Below are 19,009 nucleotides of genomic sequence, written 5' to 3'. Positions count from 1 at the left end.
CGGCTTAGTAGCCGTAACCGCCCTGATAGTTCTGGGGCTGCTGCTGGTAGCCGCTCTGCTGTGAATATCCGCTGTTGGGCGGGTAGCTGTTGTTCGGATATCCGTTGGGATACTGGGGTTGCTGGCAGTTTATGTTCGGCGGGCACTGGTACTGCGGCTGCATGTACTGGCCCTGCTGCTGCGGGTAAGTGCCCTGCTGGTTGTTATAATAGCCCTGCTGCTGGCCATTGGAGTAGCCGCTCTGGTAGCCGGGGCGATTGGGCGTCGTCACCGCACCCGCGCCGGCACCCAGAACGCCGCCTGCCAGAGCGCCGATTGCCGCACCGCGGCCGCCACCTGCCAGCGCACCGATCGCAGCGCCCGTTCCGCCGCCCAGAAGGCCGCCGCCCAGTGCGCGTGAGCCAGGGTCGTAATTCCCTTCACATCCACCCAGAGCCATGATCGTGGCAAATGCTCCGACCAGCGCCGTGCAGCGCAGGCCAGTATGGGAAAAAGCGGTCCTCATAGTCCGAATCCTTGATCGTCTCTAACGGAGTGAGCGCTGCTTATAGCTCAATATCCGTTGCTTGGGCGGTTGGGGGTCGTTGCGGCACCGACTGCCGCACCCGTGCCGCCGCCTGCCAGAGCGCCGATGAGCGCACCACGGCCACCCCCTGCCAGAGCGCCGATTGCTGCGCCACCGCCTGCGCCGATCAGTGCGCCGGACCCGGCGCGGGAGCCGCTGTCATACGGGCTGCCACAGCCGGTGAGGGCAACGCCACAGAGAGCAAGAGCTGCCAGAAAGCGGGGTGTTGTAAGGGTCTTCATGACAAAACATCCTGTTAGACGTTCCGATCCGCGTTCCGGTGATCGGTTCGGAAGGAACGGTTTCGTACTTCTAGACACATACAACGTGACAGAAGGGTGGCAGGATCAGGGCGCACGATTATTTTTTTGCATGTCCCCGGACGGGATCCGGAAAATGGGATCTGGACGCCCCGATCCCGTCGCGCGCATTATATTGACTCTCCGGGCCTTGCTGAACCTGCCGCGTCTGGTTAAGTCCACCCGCGGGGAACCGCCCCGCAATCACGATCCGCTATCTGTCACCCGCACAGAGCCGCGCCAGGAGTTTTGGATGTTTTCTCGTCTGCTGGGTCTCATGTCTGCCGACATGGCCATCGACCTCGGCACTGCCAACACGCTCGTTTATGTCAAGGGTCGCGGCATTGTCCTTGATGAGCCCTCCGTTGTGGCGATCGCCGAAGTGCGTGGCAAGAAACAGGTTCTTGCGGTTGGCAATGAAGCCAAGCAGATGGTCGGCCGCACGCCGGGAAACATCACGGCCATCCGCCCGCTGCGCGACGGCGTGATCGCGGACTTTGAAGTCGCGGAAGAAATGATCAAGCATTTCATCCGCAAGGTTCATAACCGCCGTGCCTTCGCCAGCCCGCAGATTATCATCTGCGTGCCTTCCGGCGCTACAGCGGTGGAGCGTCGGGCCATTCAGGAAAGTGCGGAAAGCGCGGGCGCACGCAAGGTCATGCTGATCGAGGAGCCCATGGCGGCAGCCATCGGCGCTGGTCTTCCGGTGACGGAGCCATCGGGCAGCATGATCGTGGATATCGGCGGTGGCACGACGGAAGTTGCGGTCATTTCCCTTGGCGGCATTGTCTATGCCCGGTCCGCGCGCGTGGGCGGAGACAAGATGGACGAAGCCATCATCTCCTATATCCGCAAGACCTATAACCTTCTTGTCGGCGAAAGCTCGGCCGAGCGGATCAAGATCGAACTCGGCTCCGCCATGATGCCGGACGATCCCGCCAATCCCGACGGCCCCCTGACGGAGATCAAGGGCCGCGACCTTATCAACGGTGTGCCGCGTGAAGTGGTCGTCAGTCAGGCCCAGATCGCCGAGAGCCTGGCGGAACCCGTCATGCAGATCGTCGATGCCGTGACGACCGCGCTTGAAAACACGCCGCCCGAACTGGCCGCCGACATCGTGGACAAGGGCATCGTTCTCTCGGGTGGTGGTGCACTTCTGTATCGTCTGGACGAAGTGCTGCGTCTTTATACCGGTCTGCCCGTGACGGTTGCGGAGAACGCCCTGTCCTGCGTGGCACTCGGAACGGGGCGGGCGCTTGAGGAAATGCGTCGTCTGCGCAGTGTTCTAAGCAGCATGTACTGAGGACTGGCTGACGCCGGATGCTGTCCATCCATGCCCGGCAGGTGCTTGCAAAGGCCATCCTGCCTCTCCTGATCCTGCTGGCGGTCGGGCTTGTCCTTCTGGGACTGGTCCGACGTCCGGCCGTTGATGGCGTGCGACTGATGGCGACGGACTTCATGGCCCCGGCCTATCACGGGCTGGTCTGGCCGCAGGAGCGTGTGGCCGTCTGGCTGACGGATCTGCGCGGTGCGACCGATCTGGCCAAAGAGAATTCTCGTCTGCGGGAAGAAAACCGCGCCCTGCGACACTGGTATGACGTCGCGGTCGCGCTGGCGGCGGAAAACGGGCGCCTGAAGAACAGCCTGCACTGGATTCCGCAGACCGTTCCCCAATACGTGACCGGACGCGTCACCCGTGACGATGGTGGCCCTTATTCGCGCGCGGTTCTTCTGGACGTCGGTAGCGGCCATCAGGTCCGGATCGGGGACGTTGCGCTTGATGCCGCCGGATTACTGGGCCGCGTGACGGAAGTCGGGCCGCATACGGTGCGCGTTCTGATGATCAATGATGATGCCAGCCGCATTCCCGTCACGCTGGCGTCCTCGCACGGGGATGCAATCATGGCCGGTGACGATACCGCCGCGCCGCGCCTGATCTTCTATCCGCAGGACCATCACCCCGTTGAAGGCGAGCGCGTCGAGACGCGGGGCCAGAGCACGATGCCCGCCGGGCTGCCGGTCGGGACGGTACATTACAGCGCGCCAAACCGCCCGGTTGTGGTGCCGGATGCGGATCTGGACCGTCTCGATATCGTGCGCGTGTTCGATTATGGCGATGACGATTCGCAGGCGCCGGATGCGCCGGGCCGCGTGCGTGTGAAAAAACTGCCGCAGAATCCGCTCACCGGGCCGCTGCCGTTCTCATGGCTGCCTAACCTGCCGGACATGCCGGGGCGGGGAGGGCAGTAAGCGCCATGGTTGCCGAGAACTCCACGCCCCATCTGCATTCCGCAGTTGAACCCAAACAGACCTTCCGTCGCGCCCTCGACATGTCCAGTCGGGCGGCCATGCCGTCGCTGTTCATCATGTTCAGCGCCATCCTGCTGTCCGCGCCGTTTGGAATTCCCGGACAGGCGCAGCTTCAGTTTGGGATTGCGATGTGTACGGTCTGGTTCTGGGCCCATAGCCGTCCCCGCTCCATGCCGGCGCTTGCGGTCTTCCTGTGCGGGCTGGTTGTGGAAATTTTCAGTTTCGGACCACCGGGAACGGTGCTGCTGTCACTTCTGGTGATTTACGGTGTGGCGCATCACTGGCGCTATGGCCTGTCGCGTCTGGGATTTCTCATGGGGTGGCTGATTTTCAGCATTTTTGCTGTTCTGGCCTCCTTTTTCCAGTGGTCCCTCGTGTGCCTGCATGCGGTTGCACTTCTCTCTCCCGCACCTGGCCTCTTTCAGGCGGCGCTGACAATCGGTATCTATCCCAGCCTGACAGCGCTGTTCGTCTGGGGACGCCGCACATTTGCCAATCCCGATCAGGCCTGACAGCGTCCTTCTGCGTGCCGCGCTGAAGGCTGTTTTCTTTTCCGGATCTGAATTCCTGCCCTGATGTTTTCCCGAAAGACCCCTTTCCGCTCGCGGATACGCCAGAAACGTCAGGCTGAGCCTGTGCGGTCAGGACGTGGCGTCTTCACGCGCCGCGCTCTGCTGGTCATGGCCGTGCAGGCCGGGGTTCTGGGTGTGCTGGGGCGGCGGCTGTATAATCTTCAGGTCGTGGATGGCGGCCATCTGCGACAGCTCGCCGAGCGCAATCGCACAAGCAAACGCCTTCTCGCCCCGGCCCGGGGCACGGTTCATGACCGTTTTGGCGTGGCTCTTGCAGACAACAAGGTCAGCTGGCGCGCGCTGCTGATGCCGGAAGAGACGACGGATATCCCGGCCGTCATCGAACGTTTCTCCCAGATCGTGCCTCTGGACGAGCATGACCGCGCGCGTATCGAGCGTGATCTGCGCCATGTCCATAAATATGTCCCCGTCACGCTGCATGAGTTCCTGTCCTGGGACGACATGGCGCGGATCGAACTGAACGCGCCCTCTTTGCCGGGTGTGCTGGTCGATGTCGGTTCGACGCGGCTGTATCCGTTCAAGGGACTGACCGCCCATATCGTGGGTTATGTTGCGCCTCCGAACGAAGAGGACGTGGTGAAGGACACGACGCTCTCCCTACCGGGAATGCGCGTCGGTCGCGCCGGGATCGAGCAGACGCAGGAAGCGTCGCTGCGTGGCGAACCGGGTTCCGTTGAGATGGAAGTCAACGCGGTCGGGCGCGTCATTGGCGAGATCGACCGCGTGGAAGGGCAACAGGGCGAAGACGTGCGCCTGACGCTGGATTCCGTCCTGCAGCAGCAGGTGCTGGGTCGTCTTGAAGACCGTGTGGCGAGTGCGGTCGTCATGGACTGTCGCAACGGCGAAGTAATGGCGATGGTCAGCACGCCGTCTTTTGATCCGTCCCTGTTCGATTCAGGCGTGAGTCATGCCCAGTGGAACGAATGGGCCAGTGATCCGCGCACGCCGCTCGTGGACAAGGCCGTATCCGGTCTTTATCCACCCGGCTCGACCTTTAAGCCCGCCGTGGCGCTCGCAGCCCTCAAATCCGGTTCCGTTACGGCGCAGGACCGTTTCAACTGCCCCGGATATTACGATCTGGGTGGCGTGCGTTTCCATTGCTGGAACCGCTGGGGCCACGGCATGATCAACATGCGTGAGGGTCTGAAATTCTCCTGCGACGTCTATTTCTATGAAGTCGCGCGCCGTTGCGGCATGGACCCGATCAAGGCGGTTGGCAACACGATGGGGCTGGGCGTCAAACCGGAAATTGAATTGCCACATGTTCGTTCCGGTGTGATCCCGACGCCCGAATGGCGTCAGAAGCACGGCTTTCACTGGAATGGCGGCGATACGGTCAATGCGGGCATCGGGCAGGGGTTCGTCCAGGTCACCCCGCTGGAGCTTGCCACCTATACCTCCCGCATCGCTTCGGGCCGCAATGTTCAGCCGCATCTGCTGCGGGCGACCAATGACCAGATTTCCACAATGGCGTCCGCGGACGATGTGCCAAAGGTCGATCTGCCGCCGGAATTTCTGGATGTCGTGCGTGGCGGCATGTTTGCGGTCGTCAACGATCAGCACGGCACGGCCCCCAAGGCGCGGCTGGACCTGCCGGGGATCCAGATGGCCGGAAAAACAGGCTCGGCGCAGGTCCGGCGCGTCTCGCGTGCGCTGCGTGAGTCCGGGCATTTCAATTCCATGAACCTGCCGTGGGAATACCGTCCCCATGCGCTGTTCATCTGTTTTGCGCCTTACGACAACCCGAAATATGCCGTCGCGGTGGTCGTGGAACACGGCAATGCGGGCGCGGACGAAGCAGCCCCGCTCGCCAAACTCATCATGACCGATACCCTGCTGCGCGACCCGGCCAGTGACGTCCGCCCTGCTGCCCCTGGTATGGCCTCCAGCGTTGTCCCAAATGCTGCACCACCGCCCGCCGGAGCGGAAATGCCGTCCGCACCCGCGGAAACCGGCACTTCTGTTCCCACGGACCCTCCTGTTGCACAAACCCAGCCGGAACCGGGGGCAGCGCAATGAAGCGTAATGGTCTGAACACGTTCGGTTTTCTGAAATCCGACCGGCGCCTTCTGCGCGCGGAGCCTGATTTCAGGCCCATGGCGCGCCTGCTTCAGGTCAACTGGCTGTATGTCCTGTTGGTCTGTGTGCTGGCGGGCGTAGGCTATATCGCCCTCTATTCCGCAGGCGGCGGCTCGGCCAAGCCGTTTGCCGGGCCGCAGATGGTGCGGTTCGGCTTCGGCCTTGTCATGATGATTGCGGTCTCGCTCGTCAGTCCGCGCGTTCTGCGGATGGCGGCGGTTCCGGTCTATCTGCTCTCGGTCACGCTCCTCGCCCTTGTGTTGCGGATGGGCCATGTGGGGAAGGGGGCGGAGCGCTGGATCAATCTGGCGGGGATGCAGTTCCAGCCCTCCGAATTCGCCAAAATCGGCCTCGTTCTGATGCTGGCGACCTGGTTTCACCGCATTGGCAATGAGCGGATGGGCAACCCGCTGCGCCTGATCCCGCCAGCGCTCCTGACATTGCTGCCGGTCCTTCTGGTGCTCAAGGAGCCCAACCTTGGAACGGCCACCATCATCGGCGTCATCGGGGCGACGATGTTCTTCGCGGCGGGAATGCGGCTGTGGCAGATCCTGCTGCTCGTGGCGCCGCTGCCTTTCATGGGAAAGCTGATCTACAGCCATCTGCACGACTACCAGAAGGCCCGGATCGACACCTTCCTGCACCCCGAACATGATCCGCTCGGCGCGGGCTACAACATCATCCAGTCCAAAATCGCCCTTGGTTCGGGCGGCATGTGGGGTGAGGGATACCTGCATGGCAGTCAGGGACAGCTGAATTTCCTGCCGGAAAAACAGACGGACTTCATCTTCACCATGATCGGAGAGGAATGGGGCTTCGTCGGCGGGGTTGCCGTCATCGCGCTGCTCGGAACGCTCGTCATGGGCGGAATGCTCATTGCGATCCGCAGCCGCAATCAGTTCGGGCGCTTGCTGGGTCTGGGCATCGCGATGGATTTCTTCCTGTATTGCGCCGTAAACCTGTCGATGGTCATGGGTGCCATCCCCGTCGGTGGTGTGCCGCTGCCCCTGATTTCCTATGGTGGCTCGGCGATGCTGACGATGATGTTCGGTTTCGGCCTGCTCATGTCCGCCTGGGTGCATCGGAACGAACGCGATCCGGGGACGGAAGACGATGAGGATTGAGCGCCTGCCTGCTTTTTTTATGCTAAAAGGCGGTATGCCGGCGTCCCGGCTGGTGTTCTGGGGACTGGTCTTCGCGGTGGCCCTGTTCCTGAGACATCCGGGCGCGCTGCTGATGGCGCAGTTCTGGGGCGAGGATTCATGGGTCTGGTATCCGCAGGCCTATGAACAGGGCGTGGCAAGCCTGCTCAATCCGGAGACAGGATATCTCCAGACTTTCCCACGTCTGATCGGCCTTCTGGCGCAGGGCCTGCCGTTCCATCTGGCTCCGACCCTTTTTGCGGTCGTGGCCTTTCTGGTGCAACTCGCACCACCTCTGTTTCTGCTGACCGGACGTCTGGATCAGGCATGGCCGGACAGGACGTCGCGCCTGCTGTTCGCGCTGTTCATGGTTGCGTTGCCCAATTCCTACGAAGTGCAGGTCAATCTCACCAACTCCCAGTGGCACCTCGCCATTCTGGCGTTTCTGGTTCTCCAGAGCACGCCGCCACAGGGCTGGGGGCAGCGCCTGTTCGACGGCGCCGTCCTGCTGCTGTCAGGGCTGACAGGGCCGTTCTGCGTCTTCCTGTTTCCGATCGCCGTGCTCCGTTTTGCGGCGGTCCGGGACCGCTCGCATCTGATACGGCTTGCGCTCGTCAGTCTCTGTGTGGGCCTGCAGGCAATTACCTATCTGCACAAGGCACATCAGCGGGTCGGCACTGAACTCGGGGCCTCGCTCATCACCGGGATGCGCATCATCGCCCTCAATATCGAGATCGGCCTCCTGTTCGGACAGCATGCGGCTGCAGATGTGGCGGGGTCGGCATTGTGGTGGCAGCATCGCAGCCCGCCGGTCGTGCTCTGTCTTCTGGGGATCGCCGCCCTGATCTATGCCTGCATGCGTGGCCCTACGATTTTCCGTGAGGCGCTTCTTGCTTCCGGGCTGACCTTTGCGGCTGCCCTGGCGCATCCTCAGGTGTCCATTGATCAGCCCCAGTGGCATGTCATGCAGTATTCCGGCTGGAGCGATCGGTATTACATCTTCGCGATGCTGACCCTGCTCGGGTCATTCTTCGTTCTTGCCCGGGCCCCGCGCCCTGCGCTGAAGGCAGCCGGGGTCTCGGCGCTCCTGCTCGTCACAGCAGCCTGTATCCGGGACTGGCACTTTCCGTTCTTTCCGATGTCCGATTTCTATACGAAAGCCGCAGAGTTCGAACGCGCCCCTGCCGGAACGGTCATCACCTACGGAATTCAGCCCTCGCCAATGACCGCACAGATCCACAAGCGCTGAGAACCGACGGTCCCCTCGCGTCAATCATAAGCGGAATGCTCTGCGCCCCGAGGCTGGAATACGATGCAGGTTAACCGCTCAGCAGATCCGCCAGATCGTTCTGCACGGTAAAGGGCGGAGCGGTATCAGCGACAGTTCCCAGAAGGGGTACACCGCATGCCATCAGAAAATCTGCGATCCGGTCCAGTGTTTCGGGATCGCGTGTCGGATCATCTGCACTACCCTGCGGCACCCAGATCAGGGTCTCGTATCGGGCCCGTGTCAGCAGGACGCGATAGGTGTTCAGTCGCCATAGCGCCGTTTCCTCAGATTTTACATTGGCCCATTTCGTGCCCGAGAAACGACGTGGCTGCCAGCAATCGTCTGATGAGGCGCGGATCAGGTCTCCATCCCAGCACAGCCCCACGAAATCCAGTTCCAGCCCCTGGATTGCAAACTCCGTCGCATAGGTTTCCAGCGCATCAGAGGCCCGGATATCCCTGTCCGGAACCCAGCGGTTCAGAAACCACTGGGAGACAGCCTTGTCATCCATATGCGGAACTTCACAGCCAAGCCCCTCGGCGCGAAGACGTTTCGCTTTGGAGCTTGCGACCAGCCCGCACCGGTAGGTCAGGCGGGAGCGATGACGGAGCCCGGCCCGCAGATCATCCAGACTGCGTGTGAGCCGAAACGGCAGATCCGTCTGCCCGGCCAGACTTCTCGCTGTCTCGACGTCTCCATTCAATACGGCATTGACCCAGCGGGGTGCTTTTTCTTCGCGCAGGGAGCGGATTGCCACCCCGAGATGCAAAAAGCGCTGCCGGCCCGCCGCAAGTGCTGATGGCAGGTGGGTCAGGTCCCCGGTCCCGATCACGTCCGGAGCGGCCTCCACCAACCATGCCGGGCGGCTTAAAAGTGCCTCGCCCCAACAGGCCAGACCGCCTTCGCCATCATTGATTTCCTGTCCATGCCCGATCAGACACAGAATGGCTGCAAACCCCTCATGCCGTCCCATGATGTCCAGCAGATGAGCAGGCTCGGAGTCCGTCAGCTTCACGTGACGTGATGTACTTTTGCGCACGGCCTGAGCCTGCGTCCAGCACCGTTGGGCCTCGTCAATGACCATGATCTGTTCAGGCGGACATTCTTCAGGCCGCCCGACATAATGATCGCGGAATTTCGTCAGGGACTGAATGGTGGATTCCATCCGCTGCTCTACGAGCAGGCGCTTTTGTCCACGACTGACGGTATCGCGCGTGAGGGCCTCCCGCAGAACCGAAACAAGGGTCGGGTTCCCCGTCAGAAACGTGGCGCCAGTTGCGTCGCTTCCATCTGCGAAAGCCGCTTTCAGACCACATAACGTCTTGCCCGCGCCCGGAATACCCGACACGAACACAATCACCTTGCGCCCAGCTGTCCGGGCCGTGTTCAGAATGCTGGCGATGCAGGCCGAGGTCTGTGTCAGGTTCGTTGCATCGGCACGGGCGGTGTGGATGTCGGCAACGCTATGTGTCGCGTAAATCTGCCGGGCCGCCTCCACAATGCTTGGGACCGGATCGTAGGGAGCATGCTCCCATTGTGCGGGGACCAGCGGATGATCGGTATGAGCCGTCTGTGCCGCCAGCGTGGTCAGGAGCGTTTTCAGTCCCGCTGCATTGACGCACTGAACCTCTGTGACGCCCAAGGGAAGCAGAAGCGGCGTTGTTTGGGCTCGGGACGGCGCATCCGTGGCGACCAGAACGGGAACGAGCGGGTGTTTCCGACTTGCGGCATGAAAATCCAGCAGGTCGAGCGCATAGCCCTCCGTCTGGGAGAGAGCGGCCGCGTCGAAGCTGGACGAGCCAATTTTGAATTCCAGTACATAAATCGCGCCGGGCGAGACCAGAACCGTGTCGATCCGGCCGCCAAGCCGCGGGATCGGAAACTCGAACAGAACCTGCCAGTCCTGTGCGTTGGGAAGTGTGGAGAGAATTTCATGCAGAAGATCGATCTGCGCTTCCCAGGCACGAGCCTGCTGCGGCTCGCCCTGAAAACGGTTCTGCACCACCTTATGGGCCAAAGCGGCGCAGAGCTGGTCCGGAGGCGTGTGAAGGAACGTGGTGACGGATCCGGACCACCACGCTCCCATCGTCTCAGCCCTCGATCTGGCCGAAATCGGCGATCAGGGCGGTTGTCTCGCGGAAGCGGGACAGCAGCCTGAGGCGGTTGGCCCGTACTTCCGGCTCCGGCGCATTGACCGTCACGGCTTCGAAGAACCGGTCCAGCGTCGGGCGCAGGGCCGCAATGGCCTGCATCGCATCGGTGAAACGCTCTTCTTTGAGAGCTGTTTCAATCGCGGGAACAGCCTGATCCAGACCGGCAGCCAGAGCGCGTTCCTCGTCCTGCGTATAGAGGGCCGGATTGGGCGCGCCGGTATGCGGGCCGTCCTTCTTGTCCTCGATGCGCAGGATGTTGGCGGCCCGCTTGGCAGCAGCGAGCAGATTGCGGCCGTCTTCCGTCTGGATCATCTCCGACAGCGCCGAGGTCCGGGCCAGAAGCCGGACCAGATCGCCGTCCAGCCCGCGCGTCAGAATGGCCGCAAGAACGTCATGCCGCTCGCCTTCGCTGCGAAGCTGCACGCGCAGACGCTCGGCAATGAAGTCCGGCAGCTTGGCCAGTTCGCCGCCCGTCCGGCCATTCTCGGCCTGCGTGAACAGTTCCGTCAGGTCCAGACGCAGCCCGTTGTCACGGATGGTGCGGATGATGCCGAGTGCCGCACGACGCAACGCATACGGATCGCCCGAACCGCTCGGCAGTTCGCCGATGGCAAAGAACCCGGCCAGCAGGTCCAGACGGTCCGCGAGTGCCACAGCGACCGAAACCGGCGCCTTTGCAGTCTCATCGGACTGACCGCGCGGCAGGTAATGCTCGGCTACGGCGCGGGAGACGGCTTCGTCCTCGCCGTCATGCGCCGCGTAGTAGCCGCCCATGACGCCCTGAAGTTCGGGGAACTCGCCGACCATTCCTGTCGTCAGATCCGCCTTGGCCAGCAGACCCGCGCGCTCGGCCTGTGCGATCTGCGCGCCATCAAGACCCATGGCCTGCGCCACGGTGCCTGCAAGCTTCGAGATCCGCTCGGCGCGCTCGGCCTGCGTGCCCAGCTTGGCATGGAACGTCACCGCTGCCAGAGCCGGAACGCGGTCAGCCAGTTTGGTCTTGCGGTCCAGATCCCAGAAATGTCGGGCATCGGCAAAACGGGCGCGGAGCACGCGCTCATTGCCCGCCGTGGTCAGCTTGCCACCATCCTTAAACGGCAGATTGCCGATGAAGGCGAAATAGGGTGCAGCCGAGCCGTCCGGATTGCGGAGCGCGAAATAACGCTGGTTGATCCGCATGGAGACCTGCATCACTTCCGCAGGCAGATCCATGAATGCAGCGTCGATTTTACCCAACAATGGGACCGGATACTCGACCAGCCCGCAGACTTCATCGACCAGCCCGTCATCCTGCACGACCGTAATGCCATGTTGGTCCGCCAGACGCGCCACGCCGGTGCGCACCATGTCGCGGCGGCTGTCCATGTCCACGATGACCGAGCGGGTTTCAAGCTCGTCCTTCCACTGCTGGCCGGACAGGATCTCGAACGCGCCGGGCGCGAGGAAGCGGTGACCTTCGGAGAGGTTGGACGCCTTCAGCCCATGCGCGTCGTCCCCGTCACGGGCGAGGGCGAACGGCACGACGTGTCCGTCCAGCATACACGCGATCCGACGCAGCGGCCGGACCCAGGTGAAGTTCGACCCCTCGCCCCAGCGCATGGATTTGGGCCAGGGAAACTTCCACAGCAACTCAGGCACGGCTTCCGCCACGCGGCTTTCCGCGCTCACCGGATCGAGCGACTTGTTCAGAACCCAGAAGCCGTTTTCCAGCGTCAGATCCCCTGGCGTGACGCCATGCTTGCGGGTGAAGCCCTCCAGCGCCTTTTCTGGAGCTCCCTCGCGCGGCCCGCGTTCGGACACGCTGCGCGCCGGGATTTCGGCATCAACGCTCAGGACTGCCGCAATGCGCCGGGCGCCGAAGAAAATGCGCAGGTCGCGCGGGTTCAGGCCGTCGAGCGCTTTGGTCAGCAGCGAACCCAGATCGTTCGCCGCGCGGGCCTGCATGCCGGAGGGGATTTCCTCGCTGAACAGTTCGATAAAGAGTTCAGCCATGGGACGTCTCCTCCTCACCGGCGAGCCAGGCATCGCAGGCGGCTTTGGCAAGCGCTCGGACGCGCCCGATATAGGATGCGCGCTCGGACACGGAAATCACGCCCCGCGCATCCAGCAGATTGAACAGATGCGAGGCCTTGAGGCACTGGTCATAGGCAGGCTGGGCCACGCCGGCCTCGGACAGCCGGATGGACTCCCGCTCGGCATCGTTGAAATGGGTCAGCAGCATCTGCGTGTCAGCGAGCTCGAAATTATGGCGCGAATAGTCCTGCTCGGCACGCAGGAACACATCGCCATAGGTCAGGCCACGGCCGTTGAAATCGAGGTCATAGACGTTCTCAACGCCCTGCACATACATCGCCAGGCGCTCGAGCCCGTAGGTCAGCTCCGTAGACGGCATGACGGTCGGAATACCGCCAACCTGCTGGAAATAGGTGAACTGCGAGACTTCCATCCCGTCACACCAGACTTCCCAGCCCAGTCCCCAGGCGCCGATGGTCGGGTTTTCCCAGTCATCCTCGACGAATCGGATATCGTGCAGTTCGGGGTCGATCCCGATGGCGCGATAGCTGTCGAGCAGAAGCTGCTGGCTGTCTTCCGGCGTCGGCTTGAGCAGCACCTGATACTGGTAATAGTGCTGAAGACGGTTCGGGTTCTCGCCATAACGGCCATCCGACGGACGGCGGCAGGGCTGCACATAGGCCGCGGCCCACGGCTTGGGACCGAGCGCGCGAAGCGTGGTATGAGGGGAGAGCGTGCCTGCTCCGAGTTCGGTATCGTAAGGCTGCAAAATGGCGCAGCCCTTCTCGGACCAGAATTGATGAAGGCGCAGGATCAGGTCCTGAAAACAGAGCGGCCGGGTCGCAGACAATTCGATAGGCTCCGGTTGGCAGAAATCGGGCGTCACCTTACAGGCACAGGCCCTGAACCGGAAGGGAGCCTCCTGCGGTTGATCTTGTAGAGTGCTCGTGGCTGCATCATATGATGGAAGCTCAGCAATTTCTTCATCTGGAAGGATGATGACGATGAATAACGAAGAACGCGATCTGATCGCCCGTTTCGTCGCCCGTGTCGGGGGAGGGCCGCAGGTCACGGGACCCGGCCAGCCACCGGCCGCCCCTCTGCCGCCTGTAGACCCCGAAGCGGACCGCTTCATCGCCGAAAACTTCCAGCAGTATCCGGAAGCACGCTACCGCGTCACCCAGATGGCCGTGGTGCAGGAAGCCGCTCTGGCGCAGGCGCAGAACCGTATCCGCCAGCTTGAATTCCAGCTCCAGCAGGCCCAGCAGCAGCTCGCACAGGCGCAGCAGTCTGGCGGTGGCAAGTCGGGCGGGCTTTTCGGTGGTTTCTTCGGCGGTGGCAACCGCCCGCAGCAGTCCGCTCCCCCGCCGGGCTGGGGCGCACAGGCTGCGCCTCCGCCGAACTTCATGCCGCAGCAGCAGTATGGTTATCCGCCAGGTTACCAGCCGGGCATGTTTCAGCGCGGCGGTTCGGGCTTTCTCGGCTCGGCCCTGACGACGGCTGCGGGTGTGGCCGGCGGCATGATGGCCGCCAACGCGCTTGAAGGCCTGTTCTCCGACCATCACGGTGGCGGCGGCGACGCAGCCGGCGGCTGGGGCGCGGGTGGTGACACGATCATCAACAATTACGGCAGTGATGCGTCGACGGCCGATCCCTTTGGCGGTTCGGGTACCGATGCCGGTAACTTCTCCAACTCCGATTTCGGCGGTGGCGATTCCGGTGGAGGAGACTTCGGCGGCGGTGACGGCGGCGGATTCGACGACATGTTCTGAGTCTGTCTCCACCGGACAGATATTTTTCAAAAGCCCGTCCGGACGTGATGTCCGGGCGGGTTTTTTGATGTTTGCCAACCTGTCGCCTTATGCTGCGTTCGCTCTCATGACTGACCTCTTTCCCAACCGGGAGGCCCCATCCGATGTCCCATTCCGTCCAGAACGCCGATTTCCGTGATCTTTCAGCCTTCGACGCGCTTGAGGACGGCAGGATCACCTCGTTTTCCCTGGACGGGGTGCCGGTGGTTCTCATCCGCGATGGCGAAGAAATCCACGCCTTCGCAGGAAAATGCCCGCATAAGGAAGCGCCGCTGGAACAGGGGGCGTTCTGCCGGACCGAAAAAGGCAGCGTGCTGGTCTGCCCCTGGCACAAGGCGGTTTTTGATGCGACGGATGGAAGCCTTGTCGAACCGCTGGCCCTTGATCCGCTGCCGCGTTACCCGGCCCGGATCGTTGATGGACGCGTTCTGGTCGGGCTGAAGCCGGTGCAGCGTGTCGCGCCGCAGAAACGACAGGAAGGCGACAGCGTCCTGCTTCTTGGCGCCGGTGCGGCGGCTGTCAGCGCGGCTGTGACGCTTCGGGCGGAAGGCTTCGCGGGCACCATTACGATGGTGAGCGAGGAAAAGGATCTTCCCTACGACCGCACGGCCCTGAGCAAGACTGTTCTCGTCAGCGAATCCGAAAAAGCGCATGCGCCTCCGGTCCGGGAAGAAGAATTCTATACCGAGCGCGACATCACGCGCATCCGGGGGCATGTGGCGCAGTTCGATCCGCAGACCCGGACCGCAACCCTGGAGGGCGGGACGAAGCTGACAGCCGATCATGTCCTGATCGCCACGGGTGCGGTCACTAAAAAGCCTGATATTCCCGGGGTGGATATGAAAGGCGTCTATACGCTGCATCGGGAAGCGGACGCTGAGCGGATCGCCGCCATTCTGGACCCCGACTTGGCGGTGACGATCGTGGGCGCGGGATTCATCGGGCTTGAAGCAGCCTCATCCCTGCGACAGCGGGGCGTTGGTGTGACAATCATTTCCGACAGCGAAATCCCGATGGAAAAGCAGTTCGGCCGCGAAATTGGCATTCGTCTCCGTCAGTTGCATGAAGAAAACGGCGTGGCGTTCGTCTCGGACGCGCGGGTGACGAAGATTTATGCCGATGACGGCAAAGAGGGGACGGCGTCTGGCGTTGAACTGGACGACGGCACGCGTCTGCCCGCCGCTTTTGTGCTTCTGGGCGTCGGGGTGATGCCGGTTACGGATTATGTTTCGGGTCTCGAACGCGACAAAAGCGGCGCGATTGTCGTGAACGGCCAGATGCGCGTGACGCGGGGCGACGACGTTGGGGCCTATCCCAGTGTCTATGCCGCGGGAGACGCCTCGGCTGTCTTCCATGACGGTGCCCCACGGCGAATCGAGCATTGGCGTCACGCCGAAGTGCAGGGGCGGATCGCGGCTCTGGCGATGATGGGACATGATACTCCGAACGTGCCCATGCCGTGGTTCTGGACGCAGCAGTTCGGCAAGAAAATCGAGCTTCTGGGATGGGGCGAGAGCTTCGACAACGTTGCGCTGGAAGGCGATATCCGCGGTTTCAAGTTCCTTGCGACCTATCTGAAGGATGGCAAACCCATCGCGCTGGCCGGAGCAGGCCATGCGGCCGACATGGCGCGGGCTGCGGTCGATTTCGACGGCTTCATGAAGGAAAAGGTCTGAACGCGCCCCTGAAGTCGCAGAAAACTTGACATCAGAGGGCCGTCCCGGCTTCCTGCGCCCACTTATCCGCACAGGACGTTGAAGAGGCCCGACATGCATCCATACCGCACCCATGACTGTAGCGCCCTGCGTGAAGAGAACGCCGGGCAGACCGTCCGTCTTTCCGGCTGGGTGCACAGCAAGCGCGATCACGGCGGCCTGCTGTTCATCGACCTGCGCGACCATTATGGCGTGACGCAGATCGTCATCCCCTCGGGCACGGATCTGCTGGAAAAGGTCGAGCGCCTGCGTGTCGAGAGCGTCATTACCGTGACCGGCAAGGTTGTGGTGCGGCATGGATCGCAGCGCAACGCGAACCTGCCGACCGGTGACGTCGAAGTTCTGGCCGAGGCTCTGGACGTCCGTTCCAGCGCTGAAGTCCTGCCGTTCCAGGTTGCGGGCAACGAGCATTACCCCGAAGAACTGCGCCTGAAATATCGCTACATCGACCTGCGTCGCGACAAGATGCACCAGAACATCCTGCTTCGCAGCAAGGTCATCACGAGCCTGCGTCAGCGCATGATCGCGCAGGGCTTCACCGAGTTCCAGACGCCGATCCTGACGGCCTCGTCCCCCGAAGGCGCGCGTGACTTCCTCGTCCCGGCCCGTCTGCATCCGGGCAAGTTCTACGCCCTGCCGCAGGCGCCCCAGCAGTTCAAGCAGCTTGCCATGGTTGCCGGTTTCGACCGTTACTTCCAGATCGCACCCTGCTTCCGTGACGAAGCCTCGCGCGCGGACCGAAGCCCGGGCGAGTTCTATCAGCTCGATTTCGAGATGTCCTTCGTCACGCAGGAAGACGTCTTCACGGTGCTCGAACCCGTTCTCGCAGGCGTGTTCAACGAGTTTACGCCCGAAGGCTGGAAAATCACGGACGGCGCATTCCCGCGCATTCCGTATGCCGACGCCATGCGCGACTACGGTTCCGACAAGCCGGATCTGCGCAACCCGCTGATTATCAAGGATGTGACGGAAGCGTTCCGCGATTCCGGTTTCGGTCTGTTCGCCAAGATCGCAGCGTCCGGCGGCCAGATCCGCGCCATTCCGGCTCCGGGTGCGGGTGACCGTCCGCGCGGCTTCTTCGACAAGCTCAACACCTGGGCGCGTGAGAGCGGCGCCGGTGGCCTGGGCTACATCATTTTCGAAGCCGAAGGCGGCAAGGGCCCGATTGCCAAGAATCTCGAAGCTGATCGTGTCGAGAGCATCCGTGAAGCCTGCGGGCTCAAGGCTGGGGACGCCGTGTTCTTCGTAGCAGGCAAGGGGGACGAAGTTGCCAAGTTCTCTGGCGTCGTCCGCACCAAGGTCGCAACCGAACTGGACCTGATCGAGAAGAATGCGTTCCGCTTCTGCTGGGTCGTGGACTTCCCAATGTTCGAGCTGAACGAGGAAACCGGAAAGGTCGACTTCTCGCACAACCCATTCTCCATGCCGCAGGGCGGGCTTGAGGCGCTGAAAACGCAGGACCCGCTGACGATCAACGCCTACCAGTACGATATCGTCTGCAACGGCGTGGAGCTGTCCTCCGGCGCGATCCGGAACCATCTTCCGGAAGTTATGCTGCGTGCCTTCGAGATCGCAGGCTACGGCCCGGAGGTCGTGGAAGAGCGCTTCGGCGGCATGCTGAACGCCTTCCGTTACGGTGCCCCGCCGCATGGTGGTGCCGCACCGGGCGTGGACCGTATCGTGATGCTGTTGGCCGATGAGCCGAACATTCGCGAAGTCATTCTCTTCCCGCTTAACCAGAGTGGCGAAGACCTGATGATGGAAGCCCCGGCCCCGGTCGAACCGGCCCGTCTGAAAGAGCTTCATCTTGCGCTCGACCTGCCGAAGCCCAAGCCGACCGCCAGCAAGTAAACCTTAAGCAGCCTCATTCGCTGTTTCAGAACCGGCATCTTCCATTCAGGAGATGCCGGTTTTTTATGCTGCCTGTTCTGCTTCGTTATTTCCAGGTGTGGGCCGCGGAACTACCAGTGGACCCGGATGCCCGCGGTCACAGCTGCACTGCCGCCTGCGGCACCCTGGATGGTATCGCGGTGTCCTCCGAAGAAGCTCGCCGTCAGGTCCACGCCCGGAAGTGATTTCAGCGGATAGGCAAAAGTCGTCGTCACGCCTTTTTCTTCCATCAGCGGCGATTGTGCTGCCCGTTCGACGTCCAGAGGGCCAATTTTTGAGAGATTCGACAGATCCAGCTTCATCCACTCCCGTCGCACCACGGGGGACGTTCCTGTCTGGTCAAAACTTAATCCGCCTGACCCGGATCGACCTGTCATGCTGTCCAGCAGCGCAGGATCCCGCAGGGCATCCGGACGGGGCATCCGTGTGCGGGCGGTATGATGTGCGGGCATGAAATAGGCGGGGACCTGGGCGCGAAGCGGGAAGGCCCAGACGCTGCCGAGAATACAGGCCGCAAGCCGCCAGTCTGTGTACATGATGAAACCCCCAACGAAAAAACGAAATGAGGGTCTGCGGTAATGGCGTGCGAACCGGATGTGCAAGATGTAGGCGCACACTACGTTGTGCGTCAAAAATGATACAGTCAATATAAGATATTCAAATTCAAAGACTGGAAATAAATTCAATTCTAAATTTGTATCTTAAAAGACACATATCAACTTGTGTATCTTTCCGTTACAGGCGTAGGGAAAGGCATCATGCATGAAACACAAAATCATGGTTTGCCCGGATTCCGCCACAGATGCGCCTCAGCTGCGACAACACATTCCCGGCATCATCTTTCCGTGACAAGGCGTCATGAGAAGGAGAGCATTGATGCTGAAACATCTGTCAGGGATCTTGGCTGTTTCCGCCCTGTTTGCAGGTACGATGGCGATTGCGCCGATGTCGGGAACAGCCCATGCCCAGTTCGTGCCCTATAGTGGCCCATATCGGCAGCCCCCGCCGCCGCCGCATACGCTTCCGGAGACCATTCCCCCCCATCGCGGAGACCTGCACTGGGTGCCGGGCTACTGGCGCTGGAGTGGCAACGGGTATCAGTGGCAGCCGGGCCATCTGAGTCGAAAACCCAGTCTGCGACACGCATGAGGGGACGTAAGGGGGGCAGG

General features: G+C 62.1%; 16 protein-coding genes. 10 read left to right on the top strand and 6 right to left on the bottom strand.

Translation table 11 applies throughout. The features are described from left to right. Positions 1–4 precede the first annotated feature (4 nt). Positions 5–505, bottom strand: coding sequence for a hypothetical protein (locus GAL01_RS01670; RefSeq protein WP_062033752.1), 501 nt, complete (start codon positions 503–505; stop codon positions 5–7). A gap of 47 nt (positions 506–552) precedes the next feature. Next, the gene (locus GAL01_RS01665; protein ID WP_062033749.1) at positions 553–807 is read right to left on the bottom strand and encodes a YMGG-like glycine zipper-containing protein; all 255 of its coding nucleotides are present in this window, start codon (positions 805–807) and stop codon (positions 553–555) included. A gap of 310 nt (positions 808–1,117) precedes the next feature. On the opposite strand from GAL01_RS01665, the gene GAL01_RS01660 reads away from it, so the two are divergent. From GAL01_RS01660 to GAL01_RS01635, 6 genes are all read left to right on the top strand, one after another. Further along, on the top strand, positions 1,118–2,167 hold the full coding sequence (locus tag GAL01_RS01660) for a rod shape-determining protein (RefSeq protein WP_062033912.1): 1,050 nt from the start codon (positions 1,118–1,120) through the stop codon (positions 2,165–2,167). A gap of 17 nt (positions 2,168–2,184) precedes the next feature. Further along, entirely contained in the window at positions 2,185–3,114 is a 930-nt protein-coding gene (mreC, locus tag GAL01_RS01655) for a rod shape-determining protein MreC (protein ID WP_062033746.1), read from the top strand. Between the two features lie 5 nt (positions 3,115–3,119). Beyond that, the gene (locus GAL01_RS01650) at positions 3,120–3,686 is read left to right on the top strand and encodes a hypothetical protein (protein ID WP_062033741.1); all 567 of its coding nucleotides are present in this window, start codon (positions 3,120–3,122) and stop codon (positions 3,684–3,686) included. Positions 3,687–3,749: 63 nt separating this feature from the next. Further along, entirely contained in the window at positions 3,750–5,786 is a 2,037-nt protein-coding gene (gene mrdA / locus GAL01_RS01645; RefSeq protein WP_231865437.1) for a penicillin-binding protein 2, read from the top strand. Then, the gene (rodA, locus tag GAL01_RS01640) at positions 5,783–6,970 is read left to right on the top strand and encodes a rod shape-determining protein RodA (protein ID WP_062033739.1); all 1,188 of its coding nucleotides are present in this window, start codon (positions 5,783–5,785) and stop codon (positions 6,968–6,970) included. Before mrdA ends, rodA begins: the two co-directional genes overlap by 4 nt. Positions 6,971–7,004: 34 nt before the next feature. Further along, on the top strand, positions 7,005–8,237 hold the full coding sequence (locus GAL01_RS01635) for a hypothetical protein (protein ID WP_145995592.1): 1,233 nt from the start codon (positions 7,005–7,007) through the stop codon (positions 8,235–8,237). Between the two features lie 70 nt (positions 8,238–8,307). Here the strand turns inward: GAL01_RS01635 and GAL01_RS01630 are convergent, their stop codons facing one another. The 3 genes from GAL01_RS01630 to GAL01_RS01620 are packed head-to-tail and all read right to left on the bottom strand — an operon-like array spanning position 8,308 to position 13,274. Continuing rightward, positions 8,308–10,344 carry a DNA/RNA helicase domain-containing protein gene (locus GAL01_RS01630; RefSeq protein ID WP_062033733.1) on the bottom strand — a complete coding sequence of 679 codons (2,037 nt, stop codon included), beginning with the start codon at positions 10,342–10,344 and terminating at the stop codon, positions 8,308–8,310. A gap of 4 nt (positions 10,345–10,348) precedes the next feature. Further along, positions 10,349–12,403 (bottom strand): glycine--tRNA ligase subunit beta, encoded by a 2,055-nt coding sequence (gene glyS / locus GAL01_RS01625; RefSeq protein ID WP_062033730.1) that lies wholly within the window; start codon positions 12,401–12,403, stop codon positions 10,349–10,351. After that, on the bottom strand, positions 12,396–13,274 hold the full coding sequence (locus tag GAL01_RS01620; RefSeq protein WP_062033727.1) for a glycine--tRNA ligase subunit alpha: 879 nt from the start codon (positions 13,272–13,274) through the stop codon (positions 12,396–12,398). The genes glyS and GAL01_RS01620 overlap by 8 nt, the downstream gene beginning before the upstream one ends. A gap of 154 nt (positions 13,275–13,428) precedes the next feature. Between GAL01_RS01620 and GAL01_RS01615 the strand changes: the two genes are divergently transcribed. The 3 genes from GAL01_RS01615 (at position 13,429) to aspS (ending at position 17,801) form a co-directional block, all read left to right on the top strand. Further along, complete coding sequence (locus tag GAL01_RS01615) at positions 13,429–14,196, top strand: DUF2076 domain-containing protein (RefSeq protein WP_062033911.1); 768 nt, start codon at positions 13,429–13,431, stop codon at positions 14,194–14,196. A 143-nt stretch (positions 14,197–14,339) separates the two neighbouring features. Beyond that, positions 14,340–15,911 carry an FAD-dependent oxidoreductase gene (locus tag GAL01_RS01610; RefSeq protein WP_062033724.1) on the top strand — a complete coding sequence of 524 codons (1,572 nt, stop codon included), beginning with the start codon at positions 14,340–14,342 and terminating at the stop codon, positions 15,909–15,911. A gap of 93 nt (positions 15,912–16,004) precedes the next feature. Further along, positions 16,005–17,801, top strand: coding sequence for an aspartate--tRNA ligase (gene aspS / locus GAL01_RS01605; protein WP_062033721.1), 1,797 nt, complete (start codon positions 16,005–16,007; stop codon positions 17,799–17,801). Positions 17,802–17,911: 110 nt separating this feature from the next. On the opposite strand, the gene GAL01_RS15915 is transcribed toward aspS, so the two are convergent. Then, positions 17,912–18,376 (bottom strand): hypothetical protein, encoded by a 465-nt coding sequence (locus tag GAL01_RS15915; RefSeq protein WP_099253031.1) that lies wholly within the window; start codon positions 18,374–18,376, stop codon positions 17,912–17,914. Between the two features lie 340 nt (positions 18,377–18,716). On the opposite strand from GAL01_RS15915, the gene GAL01_RS01595 reads away from it, so the two are divergent. Continuing rightward, entirely contained in the window at positions 18,717–18,989 is a 273-nt protein-coding gene (locus GAL01_RS01595) for a YXWGXW repeat-containing protein (RefSeq protein WP_062033715.1), read from the top strand. The last annotated feature ends 20 nt before the right edge of the window (positions 18,990–19,009 follow it).

The organism is Gluconobacter albidus, from assembly GCF_002723915.1.
GTDB classification, from domain to species: domain Bacteria; phylum Pseudomonadota; class Alphaproteobacteria; order Acetobacterales; family Acetobacteraceae; genus Gluconobacter; species Gluconobacter albidus.
Note: the sequence above shows the minus strand (reverse complement) of the source record. Positions and strands in the feature narration are given on the sequence as shown.

What these genes read in the sequence shown, in the direction of transcription:
- GAL01_RS01670 (WP_062033752.1), bottom strand. Translation starts at nt 505, where the DNA reads ATGAGGACCGCTTTTTCCCATACTGGCCTGCGCTGCACGGCGCTGGTC.
- GAL01_RS01665 (WP_062033749.1), bottom strand. Translation starts at nt 807, where the DNA reads ATGAAGACCCTTACAACACCCCGCTTTCTGGCAGCTCTTGCTCTCTGT.
- GAL01_RS01660 (WP_062033912.1), top strand. Translation starts at nt 1,118, where the DNA reads ATGTTTTCTCGTCTGCTGGGTCTCATGTCTGCCGACATGGCCATCGAC.
- mreC (WP_062033746.1), top strand. Translation starts at nt 2,185, where the DNA reads ATGCTGTCCATCCATGCCCGGCAGGTGCTTGCAAAGGCCATCCTGCCT.
- GAL01_RS01650 (WP_062033741.1), top strand. Translation starts at nt 3,120, where the DNA reads ATGGTTGCCGAGAACTCCACGCCCCATCTGCATTCCGCAGTTGAACCC.
- mrdA (WP_231865437.1), top strand. Translation starts at nt 3,750, where the DNA reads ATGTTTTCCCGAAAGACCCCTTTCCGCTCGCGGATACGCCAGAAACGT.
- rodA (WP_062033739.1), top strand. Translation starts at nt 5,783, where the DNA reads ATGAAGCGTAATGGTCTGAACACGTTCGGTTTTCTGAAATCCGACCGG.
- GAL01_RS01635 (WP_145995592.1), top strand. Translation starts at nt 7,005, where the DNA reads ATGCCGGCGTCCCGGCTGGTGTTCTGGGGACTGGTCTTCGCGGTGGCC.
- GAL01_RS01630 (WP_062033733.1), bottom strand. Translation starts at nt 10,344, where the DNA reads ATGGGAGCGTGGTGGTCCGGATCCGTCACCACGTTCCTTCACACGCCT.
- glyS (WP_062033730.1), bottom strand. Translation starts at nt 12,403, where the DNA reads ATGGCTGAACTCTTTATCGAACTGTTCAGCGAGGAAATCCCCTCCGGC.
- GAL01_RS01615 (WP_062033911.1), top strand. Translation starts at nt 13,429, where the DNA reads ATGAATAACGAAGAACGCGATCTGATCGCCCGTTTCGTCGCCCGTGTC.
- GAL01_RS01610 (WP_062033724.1), top strand. Translation starts at nt 14,340, where the DNA reads ATGTCCCATTCCGTCCAGAACGCCGATTTCCGTGATCTTTCAGCCTTC.
- aspS (WP_062033721.1), top strand. Translation starts at nt 16,005, where the DNA reads ATGCATCCATACCGCACCCATGACTGTAGCGCCCTGCGTGAAGAGAAC.
- GAL01_RS15915 (WP_099253031.1), bottom strand. Translation starts at nt 18,376, where the DNA reads ATGTACACAGACTGGCGGCTTGCGGCCTGTATTCTCGGCAGCGTCTGG.
- GAL01_RS01595 (WP_062033715.1), top strand. Translation starts at nt 18,717, where the DNA reads ATGCTGAAACATCTGTCAGGGATCTTGGCTGTTTCCGCCCTGTTTGCA.